Here is a 14,962-nt window from a genome sequence, read left to right as displayed (position 1 = left end):
TCAAGGGATGCAGGCGCTTACTTCTCTTTCTTTAACTGATCGATAGAGGCCAGCATACCGCGCAGGATATTCAGCTCCTGGCTTTCCGGGCGGGCGCGGGTGAACAGACGACGCAGTTTGTTCATCACCTGCCCTGGATGGCTGGCGCGAATAAAACCGGTGGCGAGCAGGGTTTGCTCGAGGTGGCCATAGAAACGTTCTAAATCGTCAACCAGCGGATACGGCGTCTCTTCGTGCGCCGCTGCCGGTTCGTCCTGTTCCTGGGTGGCCAGCCAGGCCATGCGGACTTCGTAGGCGATAACCTGCACCGCCATTGCCAGGTTCAACGAACTGTATTCCGGGTTTGCAGCAATCGCGACGTGATAATGACATTTCTGCAGTTCATCGTTGGTCAGCCCAACGCGTTCGCGGCCAAAGACCAGCGCGACCGGCGCATGCTGCCCTTCCGCCACGCTCTTCAAACCGCACTCGCGCGGGTCAAGCATCGGCCACGGCAGAGTGCGTGAACGGGCACTGGTCCCCACCACCAGGCTGCAGCCGGCCAGGGCTTCATCCAGGGTATCAACGATCTGCGCATTGCCAATCACGTCACTGGCGCCAGCGGCCAGCGCGATAGCCTGAGAATCAGGTTTAACCAGCGGATTAACCAGCCACAGGTTGGTTAACCCCATGGTTTTCATTGCCCGGGCGACGGAACCCATGTTTCCAGTATGTGATGTTTCTACCAGTACAATTCGAATATTTTGTAGCATTATGGTTCTTCGGCTAAAGATTATTCACGCATGCTATCATAAAACGGAGACATAGGCAGATTTCACTGTTACTATGTGCGCCGTTTTTTCCCGTTCTTTAACATCCAGTGAGAGAGACCGATGCATCCGATGCTGAACATCGCCGTGCGCGCAGCGCGCAAGGCGGGTAATTTAATTGCCAAGCACTACGAAACCCCAGACTCCGTAGAAACGAGCCAGAAAGGCAGCAATGATTTTGTGACCAACGTCGATAAAGCAGCCGAAGCGCTGATTATTGAAACCATTCGCAAATCTTACCCGCAGCACACCATTATCACCGAAGAAAGCGGTGAACACGCAGGTGAAGATCAGGATGTTCAATGGGTTATCGATCCACTGGATGGCACCACCAACTTCGTCAAACGTCTGCCACACTTCTCCGTTTCCATCGCCGTACGCATCAAAGGCCGTACAGAAGTCGCGGTGGTTTACGATCCAATGCGTAACGAACTGTTCACGGCTACCCGTGGTCAGGGCGCACAGCTGAACGGCTACCGTCTGCGCGGCAGCAACGCTCGCGACCTGGATGGCACGATTCTGGCGACCGGCTTCCCGTTCAAAGCAAAACAGCACGCGACGGCGTACATGAATATTCTCGGTAAGCTGTTTACCGAGTGTGCTGATTTCCGCCGCACCGGTTCTGCTGCTCTGGATCTGGCTTACGTGGCCGCAGGCCGCGTTGACGGTTATTTTGAAATCGCGCTGAAACCCTGGGATTTTGCGGCAGGTGAGCTGATTGCTCGTGAAGCAGGCGCGCTGGTTTGCGATTTCACCGGCGGCCACAACTACATGCACACCGGCAACATCGTTGCCGGTAACCCGCGTGTCGTTAAAGCTATGCTGGCGAATATGCGTGACGAACTGAGTGAAGCGCTGAAGCGCTAATCATTCTCCCCTCACCCCGTTCGCGGGGTGAGGGGATTCTTCAAAACGGTCGTAACCCCCCGCCAACAGGCGCCGCACTGCTCCACATCACCAGCGCCGCAACCAGTAAAATCACCCCGCCCGCCAATGCCAGCGTCGCCCAACCAACGTGTTGCCACAGCGGTGGCGTCTTATTGCCGCTGAGCTTAACGGCCAGCTGGCGGAAACCATGAACCAGCAGCGCCAGCCCGCTGATGGTCAACGAAGTGCCTGCCGCCATCGCCAGCGCCGCCGCCATTCCCCAGTTAAACACGCCAATCACTTTACTAAACAGCAGGACCATAATCGCCCCGGAACAGGGCCGCATCCCCATCGAAAGGATAATGACCAGCCGCGCGCGCCAGTCATCGCCGCTTTGGAGCTGTTCCGGCGCGGGCATATGCTGATGTCCGCATCCGCACTGAGCATGATGAACGTGGTGCGGCGTAAAGGCGATAAACGTCGGTCGTCGCAATACCGCGCGCAGCTTTTTCACCGCCCGCCAGCACAACAGCAGGCCCAGCGCCCCCACCAGCAGATAGCTGCCTTTCTCCAGCCAGAAGCTGCTGAGATGCAGCTGTCTGGCCGGCAGTTGCAGGAGAGTTAAGACCACCACGACCAGCGCAATCGCCACAACGCCCTGCAGGAGCGAGGCCGCCAGGGTCAGCATAATACTGGATTTAAGTTTTGCCGGATGCGTGGCCAGCCAGGTGGTAATCACTATCTTGCCATGACCAGGCCCCAGGGCGTGCAGCACACCGTAGATAAAACTGAACGCCAGCAGCGATAATCCCGCCGCTGAGGGATTGTCCGCAACCGCTTTCAGCAGACGGCTGAGCTCAAGATTTAACGCCCGCTGCCAGACGGCGCTTTGCAGCAAGACCTGCGGCCAGGCCTGCCACAGCCAGATCCCCGCCGCTGTCGCCAGCAGCAAAAAAAGCGCCAGCGGCCACATCTGGCGCAGACGCGAAGTGCGTGCGGTGTGAGAGAAAATTACGAACATGTCAGCGTCACCTTCTGGGCAAAATAGGTTCCCAGCGCCATATCTTCCGGCGGCGCGTCGGCTTTATCGAGAGACTGGGCAAAAGCCGCCATTTTTTCATTCGGTTCCGGCGTGACCACCTTGACCTTACATGTCGTGCGTAACGCGGCGGGCAAGGTGACATCGCTCGCTTTGTCATAGTGCATATCAACATAATAGGTCGGATCGAATGTCGACAATGTTAGCGTCTGTCCGGCCAGCGGCTGAGGTTTTGCCAGCGGCAGCGTAAACGTCAGCACCGCCTGGTGACCCTCGCGTTCGAGGCCATAGCCATCAGGTCGATTATCAAACTTCACCCGCTGGCCGTTGTGCCATAGCTCGCTGAAGTAATGCTGGCCGAGCACATTGGCCATCACCTCTGCCGCCAGTTTTTTCCACACCTCATCCCCTGGCTTTGCGTTCCCCGCATCGTAGAGCAAGTCTGCCGAAGTGATTTCATCCATCGTCCAGCGCATGTTAAAACCGGTGAGCAGCCCGTTGTCCGCCACGACTTCCGTTTTCAGGCTAATGAAGCTATGCGGGTGCGCTAGCACACTAAATGATAAAACCATGAAAAATGCCGCACTGGTGCATTGTTTCACTCTCTTCATCCGATCCTCACGTGAAAAATTCTGTGAACTTAGCCAGCAATCCTGACGTAAAGGCGCCGAACTGCCCTGATCTCCATTCATCCATTAGCTATTCTTAGCAAAAACCCTAACTGGAACTCACCAGATGATGACCGTCATTGAACCACCATCTGCGCTTTCCAGTCCACAGCGCCGTAGTCAGGTACTGCTGATGTTTTATCTGCCCGGGCAGCCAGTGACGCCAGAACAGCTTAGCCACATCAACCAGGTTGATGAGTCAACGGCCCGGCAGGATATCGCAGAGACCGCACGCGAAATTCAGCGTTACCACCGACTGACGCTTTCGTCACAGGTGGACGGCAGCTACCGGATTGAAGGTGCTGTCATCGATCAACGACTGTGTCTGCTGCACGGCCTGCGGCGGGCATTACGTTTATGTCCGCATTTTATTGCCCACCATTTTACGCCGGCATTAAAAACGCAGCTTAAACTACAGGGCATTGCGCGGACGCTGTATGACGACACCAACCTGCAGGCGCTGGTCAACCGCTGCTCGCGGATGCTCAACCGGCAGTTTGACTGTCGCGATGTTCATTTCCTGCGTCTGTATCTGCAATATTGCCTGCTGCAGCATCATCTTGGACTGACCCCGGATTTTACCCATGAGCAGCAGCGCTGGACGCAACAAGCGGCGGAGTTCGCTCTCGCCCAGGAGATCGTTCGCCACTGGCAACGCCGGGTCGCCAGCACGCCGCACGCGGGCGAACAGCTGTTCCTGACGCTGCTCTTTATGTTGTTGAAAACGCCCGATCCCATCCGCGACGGCCATCACCAGGACCGGCGGTTACACCTGGCAATCGATCGCTTAATTCATCGCTTCCAGGATCTGGCGGGTCGGCCGTTCAGCGATGACCAGGGACTGAGCGATCAGCTTTATATTCATCTGTCGCAGGCGCTCAACCGTAGCGTGTTCGCCATCGGTATTGATAACGCCCTGCCGGAAGAGATTAGTCGTCTCTACCCGCGGCTGATGCGCACGACCCAGGCCGCGCTACGCGAGTTTGAAGCGACCTACGAGATTACGTTTAATCAGGAAGAGGTGGGGCTGATTGCGGTGATTTTCGGCGCATGGCTGATGCAAAAAAGCGACCTGCATGAAAAGCAGGTCGTGCTGCTTACCCACGATAATCCCGTTCTTGAACAGGCGCTGGAACTCCAGCTGCGCGAACTGACGCTGCTGCCGCTGAATATCAAATATCAAAGCGTGCAGGCTTTTGAGAAGGAAGGCGCCCCCAAAGGCGTGGCGCTGGTCGTCACACCGTACGCCACCGCATTACCGCTGTTCTCACCGCCGCTGTTTCACACTGAAGAGATGTTCAGCGATCACCAGCGGCAGCATATTTGCAAAATGCTGGAGGATTAGGCAACCGCCTTCGGCCGCAGCACCAGCGCCGGGAGGGCCACCAGCGCCATCACCCAGAATACGCCCTGATGCAGGTGCTGATAGAGGAAGCCGGCGAAAACCGTCATCACCGCAATACTACCGCCCATCGCCACGGCAGAATAGACCGCCTGCAAGCGTATCACTTCGCTGCCCTGGCGCGCGGAGATATAGCGCATCGCCGCCAGGTGGCACACCGTAAAGGTGCCGCAGTGCAAAATCTGGGTGACGATAAGCCACGGAAGAGCCGTGGTTGCGCCCATCAGCGTCCAGCGAATCAGACCGCACACGGCCGAAAGCAGCAGCAGCTCCCGGGCGCTGAAGCGACTAAATACTTTTTTACTCAGTGCAAAGATAACCACTTCCGCCACCACGCCCAATGACCATAAATAGCCCACGGCAGAGGCAGAGTAACCGGCTTCCTGCCAGTAAATCGCGCTGAAGCCGTAGTAGGCGGCGTGCGCGCCCTGGAGCAGACAGACGCAGGCGAGAAAGCGCCAGCTTTGCCGTATCAGCGACAGCCAGGCCGCCACTCCCGCCCCTTCCTGATGACGAGACTCCCCTTGCGGCATCACCGAGGGTTTCAGCAGCATCCCCAGCAGCATAGAGGCAACGCCGAGGCTGAGCAGCAGCAGAATCGCCCGATAGTCAAACAGGCTGACCAGTTTACCGGTAAGCGCCGAGCCGATAACAAACGCCACTGACCCCCACAGACGCACGCGCCCGTAGTCCATGGTTATCTGTTTTTGCCAGGTGTTGGCCAGCGCATCGGTCAACGGCACCAGCGGAGAGAAAAAGAGGTTGAACCCCACGATCACCACCGCCAGCCAGGCAACGTGGTTTCCGGCCCAAAAGGCCAGGGCAAACAACAGCACCAGTAGCGCGAGGATACGCAGAGCGGAAATCAGCCGCGCGGGATCGCTGACCCGCGGCGCGATGAGCAGGCTCCCCAGGAAACGAGCCACCAGCCCCGCGCCCAACAGCATACCGATGGTTTCCGGCGTTAAACCGGTTCCCGCCAGCCAGACGCTCCAGAATGGCAGAAAAATGCCGTAGCTGAAAAAATAGGTGAAGTAACTAAGCGCCAACCAGCGCGTGGAGTGCAAGACCATGATTCCCTCCCGAATGGAGTCGATAGTCTGGCGATAAAGCATGAATGCCGCAAGGTGAAGTTGACCTGCCCGCTTCCGGGCAGGTCGGGCTTAAAGCGGACGAACATTCAGCACCATTTTTTGCCGCAGGCTTTCACCGCGTGCCAGCACGGTTAGCTGGCCAAATCCCGGACGATGATGATCGTCAGGCGCGTGGCTCATCGGCTCAAAACAGAAGAAATCAAATTTATAGCCTTGATCAAACGCCGGATCGGACACAAAAACAAAATAGCATGGCGCCGGCGGTTCGGTGGTCATAGAGAGCTGGTACCCCAGTTCCGGTTGCCGGATCGTCGCGATGCCATCCCAGCCGGAGAACCCATTATTCACCCAGTGCCCGGGGAGTGGCGCAGACTGATTGAAATCCAGTTCCTGCGGCAAACTCTCCTGATACTCCCCGGTAAGCCACTGTTCTTTCTCCAGCCAGTAGCCCGTGGCCCGCGCCTGCACCCGCGTTTCCTGTGACAGCGGTAGATAGGGATGCCAGCCCAGGCCAAACGGCAGCGCGTCGCCATCATTCGTCACACGCAGTTCCATCTCCACGCCGCTTTCGCTTAGGGTAAAGCGCTGCTGCGCGGTGTAATGATAGAGCCCCTGGCGATGAACATACTCTAGCGTGAGGTGCGTGGGAGATTGATCCATACAGCGCCAGCTATTCAACCAGCCATCGCCGTGAAGATAGTGGCTATCCCACTCGACGTTTGGCGCCAGCCGATGCTCCCCAGCCGGCGAAGAAAACTGATTGCCACTCACCCGGTTGCCAAACGGCACCAGTGGAAAGCAAGAGGACTCCACCGCCACCCCGCTATTCAGCCCAGGGCGCAGCAGCGGGAGTGTTTTCCCCTGATGCTGCCACCATAACCCCTCGATCGCGCCGCCGCGCTCCGCAACCTGCAGCCTTACCCGATCGTTATCCAGTGTAAAAAGCGTCATCATGGCTCCTTAATCGGGGAAATTAATCACCACTTTGCCGCATTTACCGCTGGCCATCAGCGCGTAGGCTTCCCCCGCCTGGGCAAGCGAAAAACGATGGGTAATCGCGCTATGCGGCCACAGTTTCCAGTCGGTCAGATCGCGGGCGCACTTCTCCATATGGAACAAACTGGTCACCCAGGAGCCAATAATACGCCGCTGGTGGTGCATCAGATCGGCGCTCACCTCGAACTCAACCTTCCCGGTTTCACCGATGTACACCACTCTTCCCCAATCCGCCGTAGACTGCAATGCCAGCAAACGCCCTGCGGCATTACCAGAACAATCCAGCGCCACATCCGCGCCGCCGTGCGTCAATTCGGCAATCCGCGCCGGGAGGTTCTCCGTTGTCGCCAGGAAGCCGTTATCCATCACCCCCAGCTGTTTCGCCGTCGCCAGACGCTCCGGCAACATATCGACGCCAATCACGCGTTTTGCACCGCGTCCTTTCGCCAGCATCATCGCCATCATGCCAACGGGCCCTAACCCGACAACCAGAACGTTGTCACTGCCGGAAACCTCGCCGCGCAAAATGCCTTCATAGGCGGTTCCTACCCCGCAGCTAATAAACGCGCCATCTTCATAGCTCAGTGCGTCCGGCAGATGAATAAGGTCTTTTTCCTCCGCCAGTAAATATTCTGCATGGCCGCCATCGCGCTGCCAGCCATAGGCCGCTTTGCCCTCTCCGGTGCAGGAGATAGGAAAACCACGGCGGCAGTTGGAGCAAAAACCACAGCCGGAAATATGGTAAACCAGCACTCGGTCCCCTGCTTTAAAGTGTCGGCATCCGGCCCCGGTCTCTATAATTTGCCCACAAGGTTCATGGCCATTAATAAAGCCTTGATACAACGGCTTATCCGGCGCGGCGGCGGTACCACGATGCTGATGATAAATATAATGGACATCGCTGCCGCATATTCCTGAGGACTTCATTTTAATCAACACCTGGTTAATCCCCGGCGTTGGCACGGGAACTTCGCGTAGCTCTACGCTTGAGTTGCCCGGTAAAAAAGCAGCCAACATTGTTTTCATAATTCCCTCTAACAAATTGATGAATATTAATGTTTATGTTTACTGTTGCGCTGGGTCAGTAATATATTTGCCAGAACAGCAACCACGATAATTAATCCGCGAACGACCTGCTGGAAGAATGAGTTAATACCCAGAAGCACCAGTCCATTGCCAATAAGGGTAATCACCAGCACGCCTAATAAGGTGCCAAATAGCGAACCGCGGCCGCCGGACAGTGCGGTACCACCGACCACCACCGCGGCGATAACATCAAACTCGAGGCCGTTGGCAGCCCCCGCATTGCCCGAACCAAGACGCGCCGCCAGCAGAATACCGGTAATCGCCGCCAGCAATCCTGAAAGCGTAAAAATCAAAATACGCACCCGCTTAACGTTAATCCCGCAGAGCTGCGCCGCCGTTGCGTTGCCCCCGGTGGCAAACACGGAACGGCCAAAGGCGGTTTTACGGCTGATAAACACAAAGATGACGAACAGAATCAGCATAATTAATGCCGAAACGGGTATGCCAAAGAGCTGCCCGCCGAGCCAGTCCAGCACCTCATTTTCATCGATGGGAACCGGTAGGGCGTTGGTCATGAAGAGCCCCATGCCACGCAATGCACTCCATAAACCTAAGGTTGCGACAAAGCTCGGCACGTTGAATACGCCTCGCAACACGCCAGCGAGAGTCCCCAACGCAGCACCGAGGATTAACACCAGCAGGCAGGCAAGACTAAGCGGAACCTGAAACTGCAGCAGAAAGGCGAGGCAGACCGAGATAAACGCCACCATCGGACCGACGCTGACATCAATCTCGCCGGAGATAATAATCAGCGTCATCGCCCATGCGGCAATACCAATCGTTGCCGCATCGCGCAGCACGTTCATTTGATTGTTTAAAGAAATAAATCCCGGCGCGTTAAATGAAAACACCAGATATAAAATAGCGATCACTACCAGCAGGCCAATTTCATTAATATGACGGCTGATAAACTGCTTGGGTGTGGCACTTTTGCCTTGCGGCAGCGTTAATGATGAGGCAGACATCTGTTAATTCCTCAATAAACGTAATGGCTAATGCATGGATAAAATTGCCGACATTAATTCATCGACATTTACGGGGGCTAAAAGCTCACGGGTAAATTCACCGTTTTGCAGCAGCAAAATACGATCGCAGACCAAGGGCAGTTCCTCTATTTCACTGGAAATGAATACAACGCTTTTTCCTTCAGCGGCGAGTTCCCTCACAATTCGATAAATCTGCTGCTTGGCTTCGATATCAACCCCGCGCGTAGGCTCATCAAGAAGTAAAATGTCACTTTCGGCATAAACCCAGCGGCCAATCACCACTTTTTGCTGGTTCCCCCCCGATAGCGTCCCGATAGCAGTCTCTGTATTTGCCGCCTTGACCGTCATTCGGTGCATGACCGCGGCAGTTAACTGCTGAATCCGCTGCCAGTTCAGGACGCCACGGCGGCTAACTTTGTGCCGGTTGGTCATCACCGTATTTTCATCCACGCCCAGCAGCGGAATGATGCCCGCTTCCTTACGGTTTTCCGGGGTATAGCCCACGCCACTCTTGAGCATCGAGGTATACCGTGGACGCGAAATGCGCACACCATTGAGCGTGATCTCCCCCTCAGCAAACGTTTCTAAGCCGATGATGGCCTTAAGTAGTTCACTACGACCCGATCCCAGCAGCCCGGCAATACCCAGCACTTCGCCACGGTGCAGGGTAAAATTAATCTGCTGAAGCTTAGGGGGATGGCGTAGCCGGGCCACCTGGAGTACCGGGGTTGTCAGGGCGATTTCAGATTTCACCCGCGGTAGATCGATGTGCTCCCTTCCTAACATCAGCGACACGATTTCCTGGGTTGTCGTCCTCTCCAGAGTGACATCACCTGCCACCTGGCCATCGCGCATAATGGTGGCGCAAGAGGCGATACGGCGTATCTCCTCCATTCGATGACTGACATAAATCACGGCAACGCCCAGAGCTGACATTTTCTTTACCGCGTTAATCACCAGTTCGACCTCCGCATTCGCCAGTGAACTGGTCGGCTCATCAAGAATCACCACCTGAGGTTGACCTTTCATCACACGGGCGATTTCTACCAGCTGCTTTTGTGCCGGACTAAGCGTGTCGACCAGCGCATCTGGCGGGACATCAACCCCAAGAGAGGCTAGAGCCTCTGTGGCCTGGCGGGCCATGGCGTTTTTGTCGATCGTGCCATTGCGACGCGGCCACTGACCAAGACAGAGGTTCTCCGCCACCGTTAGCCCCTCGACCAGGCTTAACTCCTGGTATACGGCTCTGACGCCCAGCTCCGCAGCCCGGCGGGTTAGCGTTGCATCGTTCCCTTCAAGACGGGTCCCGGCCAGCCAAACCTCGCCGCTATCGGGACTTTCGCTTCCGGTCAGCATGCGAATTAAGGTGGACTTACCCGCGCCATTTTTCCCCAGTAGCGCCCGAACTTCGCCTTTTGACAGGGTAAAATCAACGTTATCCAGGGCGACGACGCCGGGATAGCGCTTATTTCCCCTCAGGATCTGCGCCACCGGCACCGCCGTTTTTTCTGTTGCCGTCATCGAGTCTTTACCTCAGTTATTCGACAGGGGAATTAAGGCAAGCCATCGACATGCGTAGCCAGCCACTGCTTACCGTCTTCAGATTTGGTATAGGTATCGATAGCAACAGGGATAATTTTATTGGCTGGCGGAGTTTTATTAATCACATTCAGGGTTTGCGCGAAAACGGCGTTACCCATTTTCTTGCCGGAAATATCCACCACCGCTTTTAGTACCTGATAGCTGTTTAACTCCTGGGCTATTTCTGTGGTCATATCGGAGCCAAATACGGCGATTTTCCCGACCTTATTTTGGTTGCGGACCGCTTTTACCGCCCCCAGCGTTGCCCCTCCAGACTCTCCCATAATGGCGTCCAGATCAGGCGAGGAGATAATCAGTTTCTCACCAACTGAAATAGCCTTATCCAGAACGGTTCCCTCCTGATTCGCAACAATCTGCATATCCGGAACTCGCGCCTTCAGCGCGGCTTCAAAACCTTTGCGCCGCTGTACGCATACTTCAAATGCTTCACAGTTGATGACCGCAATTTTCGGTGCGCTAATATTGTTGGCAATAAAATAATCTGCCGCCGCCTCGCCAAGCTTTTTACCGAACTCAAGTGGGTCGCCAACCAGGTAGGCAGAGACATATTTGTCGACACCTTTCTCATTAATACAGGTGTTGTAGCAAATCACCGGAATACCGGCTTCATTAGCCCGACGCACCGCGCGGCTACTGCCATTTTCTGAAACGGCGGAAAGAATGATGGCATCCACGTTACGCGCGACCAGCGTATCGATAAATGAACTCTCTTTAGAAATATCGCCTTGCGCGTTGGTTTCAATCAGCTGAATTTTCGCATCGGTGCTTTTGGCTGCATCCTGAACCCCTTGCCGTACCCCGGCGTAATAGCCCTGGGTATCAAGGTAGATAGCACCAACGGTGATATCCTTTGTCGCGCTATAGACGGGGAGTGAAATACTCAACGACGTTAACAGTAAACATAAAAAACATGAGACTGCCTTACTTTTAGACATACGTGCCTCCTGTAGGGTCAGGCATTTATTGTTGTTTGGATTCTGCGGCATTCGGGCCTGCCGCAGAACGATTTCACATATTCTAAACATCTCGAGAAGCGCGGCGGGTCAGACCGCTCAAAAATTACAGTAAACGCTCTTTAGTTAATGAGGTGCAGTACAAACGGCAGCGTTTTACGGAATAATGCCGCCTTCGCCCAGGCCGGGTTTAGCGCTTCCAGCGCCGACAGCGCCTGTTCATGCCTCGAACCGCCGCCTAATCCCGCGGTCGCCAGAACTCGCACCAGCAAACACTTCTCCTGATGCTGTTTTTGGATATCGGCATATAGCGCCAGCAGGTCAGGCTGCGACACCGCGAAGAAGTCGGCCTCTATCTGTGCCGTTTCCATATGCTCAGCCCACTGCAACATTTCAGTGAAAAGACGCTCGCTGCTCAGACGATCGCCGAGCATCCGCAAAGCCACGCCTTGCCAGAAGAGATAGTCCACCGGCTGATCGTTGTAGTAGCTATGAATATTGATCGTCCGATCGCCTGACGCCGCCTTGCGGAAACACTCAAGCGCGCGTTCCTCCATGCCCTGCTGCCTGGCGCAAATCCCCAGCCAGAACCAGATATCGTTATCCGTCTGTCCCGGGAGACGCCCTTCGCTGAGGTTTTCCGGATAGCGCAGCGCCGATAGCAGCAGCGTTTCCGCCTGCTGCGGCTGCGGCTGGAGATACGGCCAGGCACGTAATAACTGGTTGATAACAAACTGGCTGGTCACCTTGCCTTCGCCGCCTTCCCAGGGGTGGAATTTACGCGAAGCAAGCACATTTGCCGCCTGCTCAACGTTGCCCGCCAGGTGCCACAGATGGAGCAGCTCCGCCGTTAAATCATCGCGTTTCAAGGCGGTTGCGAGATTGGCCTCCAGGCGGGCAAGGCGTTTTTCCGGCTCAACGGCGGTCAGCTTATCCAGCAGGTCGCGTTCAAAAAGCAGACGCGCATCCTGCGGCTGCCGGGCGCAGGCTTTCTCCAGATACGCTGCCGCCAGGTGGGCATCACTCTGTTTATTCCATGCATGAATCGCCAGCCCTCGCCAGGCATCGGCAAAATCAGGAGCCATTTCAACGCAGCGATGCCATAGCTGCGTCGCTTTCTCATAATGACGCCGGCTATAGTGGAAACAGGCGAGCAGATGCTGAGCAAAATAGCACTCGGGTATCTTCTCCAGCGCAGCCACTTCCACCAGCAGATTGGGAAAACGCACGAAGTCAGCGAACACTTCGCGTGCGCGGTTGATCAGCGCGATACGCTCGTTACCTTCAGCCAGACTGGCCTGTAAATAGAGCGGCAGCGTTTTTTGACAGTTCAGCGCCGTCAGTACGGCTTTCGCCCGCGCCGCCATTCCCCAGCTCAACAACAGCCCGGCCGTCAGCAGTGCGTTAATATCCCGCGACTGGCATACGGCGAACCAGCGCGCCGTATCCGCTTCAGCCTCTGATATTGTTGCGTTGAGCCACCACAGGGTGGGATTCAGCGGATAGTCTCCCAGCAGCTTTTCAATCTGCTGTAAGGCCTGACTGCGACGACCGGTGAGATGCAGCAACAGGGTTTCCAGCGACAGCACATCCTGGTTGATGGGACACGCCAGCAGGCTCTGCCGGCAAAATGCCAGCGCATCATCGTAGCGCTCGCTGCGCGTCGCCAGTCGGGCAAGTCCGTAATATCCCCCGGCCTTGCTATTGCCGCTCCACACCGCGCGCCAAAAATCCTCCTGCGCATCATGCCACTTCTGTAGACGCTCTCTCGCACTGGCACGAATCAAACTTGCCTGCCCACACTGCGGATTTTTGTTTAACCGATGCGCGCGCGACAATGCCCGGCTCGCATACTCGATGGTTTGCGAGTAATCCGCGCGGTTGTATTCCAGCATCGCCAGCGCCAGGTTGCAGCGGTAGTCCTGCGGGTCCAGCTCAATTCCCCGCAGGTAATAATCAAACGGTGAGCGACTGGCGTGGTGATACTGCTCCAGATGCTGGCCGATAAACCACGCCTCATCCACGCTGCTTATGGCTCCGGCGTGTAAGGGCGTAACCGCCACTTCCGGCAGCGGCAACTCCTGCGGCTGATGCTCCTGATAGCGCAAAACGCACCTGCCGTGACTGTCCAGCAGCTCCATCGTCAGACGAGATGGGTCAATACCGGCTAACGTTGCCTGAACGGCAGCGCATGGCATCAGCTCAATCACTTCATCAAGCAGCGGCTGCGGGTTGCCCTCTTCGCGAACCGTAAGCCGGTGGGCGACCAGAGGCGAAATAGCATATACGCCCCATATAATGTTGTCCTCTTCGCGTTGCAGTTTGATCACCGCATCGCGCGAAGCGTTCTGTACCATGCCCAGCGAATGGTAAGGCAGGAAGTATTGTTCGAAGCGCTTTTCTTCAAACGGATCGAGCCAGGTAAAATCCGGTTGGTTATCGGCAAAAATGCCGGTCATCAGCTCGATGTAAGGACCATTATCATCCGTCAGATTTTTGTCCCACGCCTGACCAAACTCGCTGTAACCCCAGCTCCACTGTTTTTTCCCTGGCGCAATGTGATGATCCGCGACGTGCAGCAACCCACCATCTTCATCGTGGCACCAGGCGCCGACGAAATCGTACTCTGACTTTTCCGCCATATAGGAGGTCGGTACAGGGACATTTTTATAGCGCGAGATGTCGACGCCGGCCGAATAGTCCACCTTGTAATAGGTGCCGGTAGCAATCGGAAACGCGGAAACCGCGCGCTTGCCGTGATCAAATACCGCAGTCACATCCGGCGGGAATACGCTTTGATGTCCATCGCCCCCCTTAACCGCAGGGTTCGCCCACCACAAGAAATGGCGCGGGGTGGCGTTACCGTTGTAAACCCGGCTACCAATCTCTAATGCCGCGCGCTGCGGACGCAGAGTAAACCCGGTCATCACCTGCAGCCCATGCATCGGCTCCGTCTCGCCAACCCAAACGGTTTTTGAGCCATCGTCATTTTCGCTAATCGTAAAATCAACCGGCATATAGGTGGTGGGACGGTGGTGCTGCGGCCAGTTAAACTCAATTCCTCCGGAAATCCACGGGCCAAGCAGGCCAACCAGCGCGGGCTTGATGACATCATTGTGATAAACGAAATCACGCTGTCTGACCTTATCCCACGCGCGATGCACGCGGCCTCCCAGCTCGGGCAGGATCATAATTTTGATGTAATCATTTTCCAGCCACACCGCCTGCCAGGCCTTTAGCGTTTTTTCCTCACTCAGCGTATCCGTCACACCATAGGGATACACCGCCCCGGAAGACCCCTGATAAACCCGATTTTCCAGGAACATGGGGTGAATATCCTGCGCCCCCGTTTCATAGGTTGGAATATGTACCGTTTCCTGCCAAACATTTACTGAACTCATAATGCCCTCAAAGTTAACAAGACATACTGAAGTGAAATAATGAGAGCAGTTTAATAGAC

At 55.7% G+C, this 14,962-nt stretch carries 12 protein-coding genes; 2 read left to right on the top strand and 10 right to left on the bottom strand.

Going from position 1 to position 14,962, the window contains the following annotated elements; genetic code table 11:
- Window positions 1–17: 17 nt before the first annotated feature.
- Entirely contained in the window at window positions 18–752 is a 735-nt protein-coding gene (trmJ, locus tag Q1L34_RS06200; RefSeq protein ID WP_015583705.1) for a tRNA (cytosine(32)/uridine(32)-2'-O)-methyltransferase TrmJ, read from the bottom strand.
- A gap of 120 nt (window positions 753–872) precedes the next feature.
- Here trmJ and suhB point away from each other — a divergent pair, with 120 nt between their 5' ends.
- Complete coding sequence (gene suhB, locus Q1L34_RS06195; RefSeq protein ID WP_004866394.1) at window positions 873–1,676, top strand: inositol-1-monophosphatase; 804 nt, start codon at window positions 873–875, stop codon at window positions 1,674–1,676.
- Between the two features lie 40 nt (window positions 1,677–1,716).
- On the opposite strand, the gene Q1L34_RS06190 is transcribed toward suhB, so the two are convergent.
- Entirely contained in the window at window positions 1,717–2,697 is a 981-nt protein-coding gene (locus Q1L34_RS06190) for a nickel/cobalt transporter (RefSeq protein ID WP_327204401.1), read from the bottom strand.
- Complete coding sequence (locus Q1L34_RS06185) at window positions 2,688–3,326, bottom strand: DUF1007 family protein (RefSeq protein ID WP_327204400.1); 639 nt, start codon at window positions 3,324–3,326, stop codon at window positions 2,688–2,690. The genes Q1L34_RS06190 and Q1L34_RS06185 overlap by 10 nt, the downstream gene beginning before the upstream one ends.
- A gap of 124 nt (window positions 3,327–3,450) precedes the next feature.
- Between Q1L34_RS06185 and csiE the strand changes: the two genes are divergently transcribed.
- Window positions 3,451–4,728, top strand: a complete 1,278-nt coding sequence (gene csiE / locus Q1L34_RS06180; RefSeq protein WP_004866400.1) for a stationary phase inducible protein CsiE — start codon at window positions 3,451–3,453, stop codon at window positions 4,726–4,728.
- On the opposite strand, the gene Q1L34_RS06175 is transcribed toward csiE, so the two are convergent.
- The 7 genes from Q1L34_RS06175 to Q1L34_RS06145 all read right to left on the bottom strand — a co-directional run bounded on the left by Q1L34_RS06175 (window position 4,725) and on the right by Q1L34_RS06145 (window position 14,903).
- A complete protein-coding gene (locus Q1L34_RS06175; RefSeq protein ID WP_004866402.1) occupies window positions 4,725–5,858 on the bottom strand; it encodes a 3-phenylpropionate MFS transporter in 1,134 nt (377 codons plus the stop codon). The two genes, csiE and Q1L34_RS06175, sit on opposite strands and share 4 nt — an antisense overlap.
- A gap of 90 nt (window positions 5,859–5,948) precedes the next feature.
- A complete protein-coding gene (locus Q1L34_RS06170) occupies window positions 5,949–6,830 on the bottom strand; it encodes an aldose 1-epimerase (protein WP_032718058.1) in 882 nt (293 codons plus the stop codon).
- A 9-nt stretch (window positions 6,831–6,839) separates the two neighbouring features.
- A complete protein-coding gene (locus Q1L34_RS06165) occupies window positions 6,840–7,901 on the bottom strand; it encodes a zinc-dependent alcohol dehydrogenase family protein (protein WP_004866406.1) in 1,062 nt (353 codons plus the stop codon).
- 26 nt (window positions 7,902–7,927) lie between these two features.
- Window positions 7,928–8,926, bottom strand: coding sequence for an ABC transporter permease (locus Q1L34_RS06160; RefSeq protein ID WP_004866408.1), 999 nt, complete (start codon window positions 8,924–8,926; stop codon window positions 7,928–7,930).
- Window positions 8,927–8,953: 27 nt separating this feature from the next.
- The gene (locus Q1L34_RS06155; protein ID WP_100663165.1) at window positions 8,954–10,468 is read right to left on the bottom strand and encodes a sugar ABC transporter ATP-binding protein; all 1,515 of its coding nucleotides are present in this window, start codon (window positions 10,466–10,468) and stop codon (window positions 8,954–8,956) included.
- Window positions 10,469–10,500: 32 nt separating this feature from the next.
- Complete coding sequence (locus tag Q1L34_RS06150; RefSeq protein ID WP_015583700.1) at window positions 10,501–11,484, bottom strand: substrate-binding domain-containing protein; 984 nt, start codon at window positions 11,482–11,484, stop codon at window positions 10,501–10,503.
- A gap of 140 nt (window positions 11,485–11,624) precedes the next feature.
- Window positions 11,625–14,903: a DUF5107 domain-containing protein gene (locus tag Q1L34_RS06145; RefSeq protein WP_327204399.1), complete on the bottom strand. Its 3,279-nt coding sequence runs from the start codon at window positions 14,901–14,903 to the stop codon at window positions 11,625–11,627.
- Window positions 14,904–14,962 lie beyond the last annotated feature (59 nt).

The sequence above is a fragment of the Klebsiella ornithinolytica genome, from assembly GCF_030505655.1.
Classification (GTDB): domain Bacteria; phylum Pseudomonadota; class Gammaproteobacteria; order Enterobacterales; family Enterobacteriaceae; genus Klebsiella; species Klebsiella ornithinolytica.
This window is presented reverse-complemented; position numbering and strand designations above follow the sequence as displayed.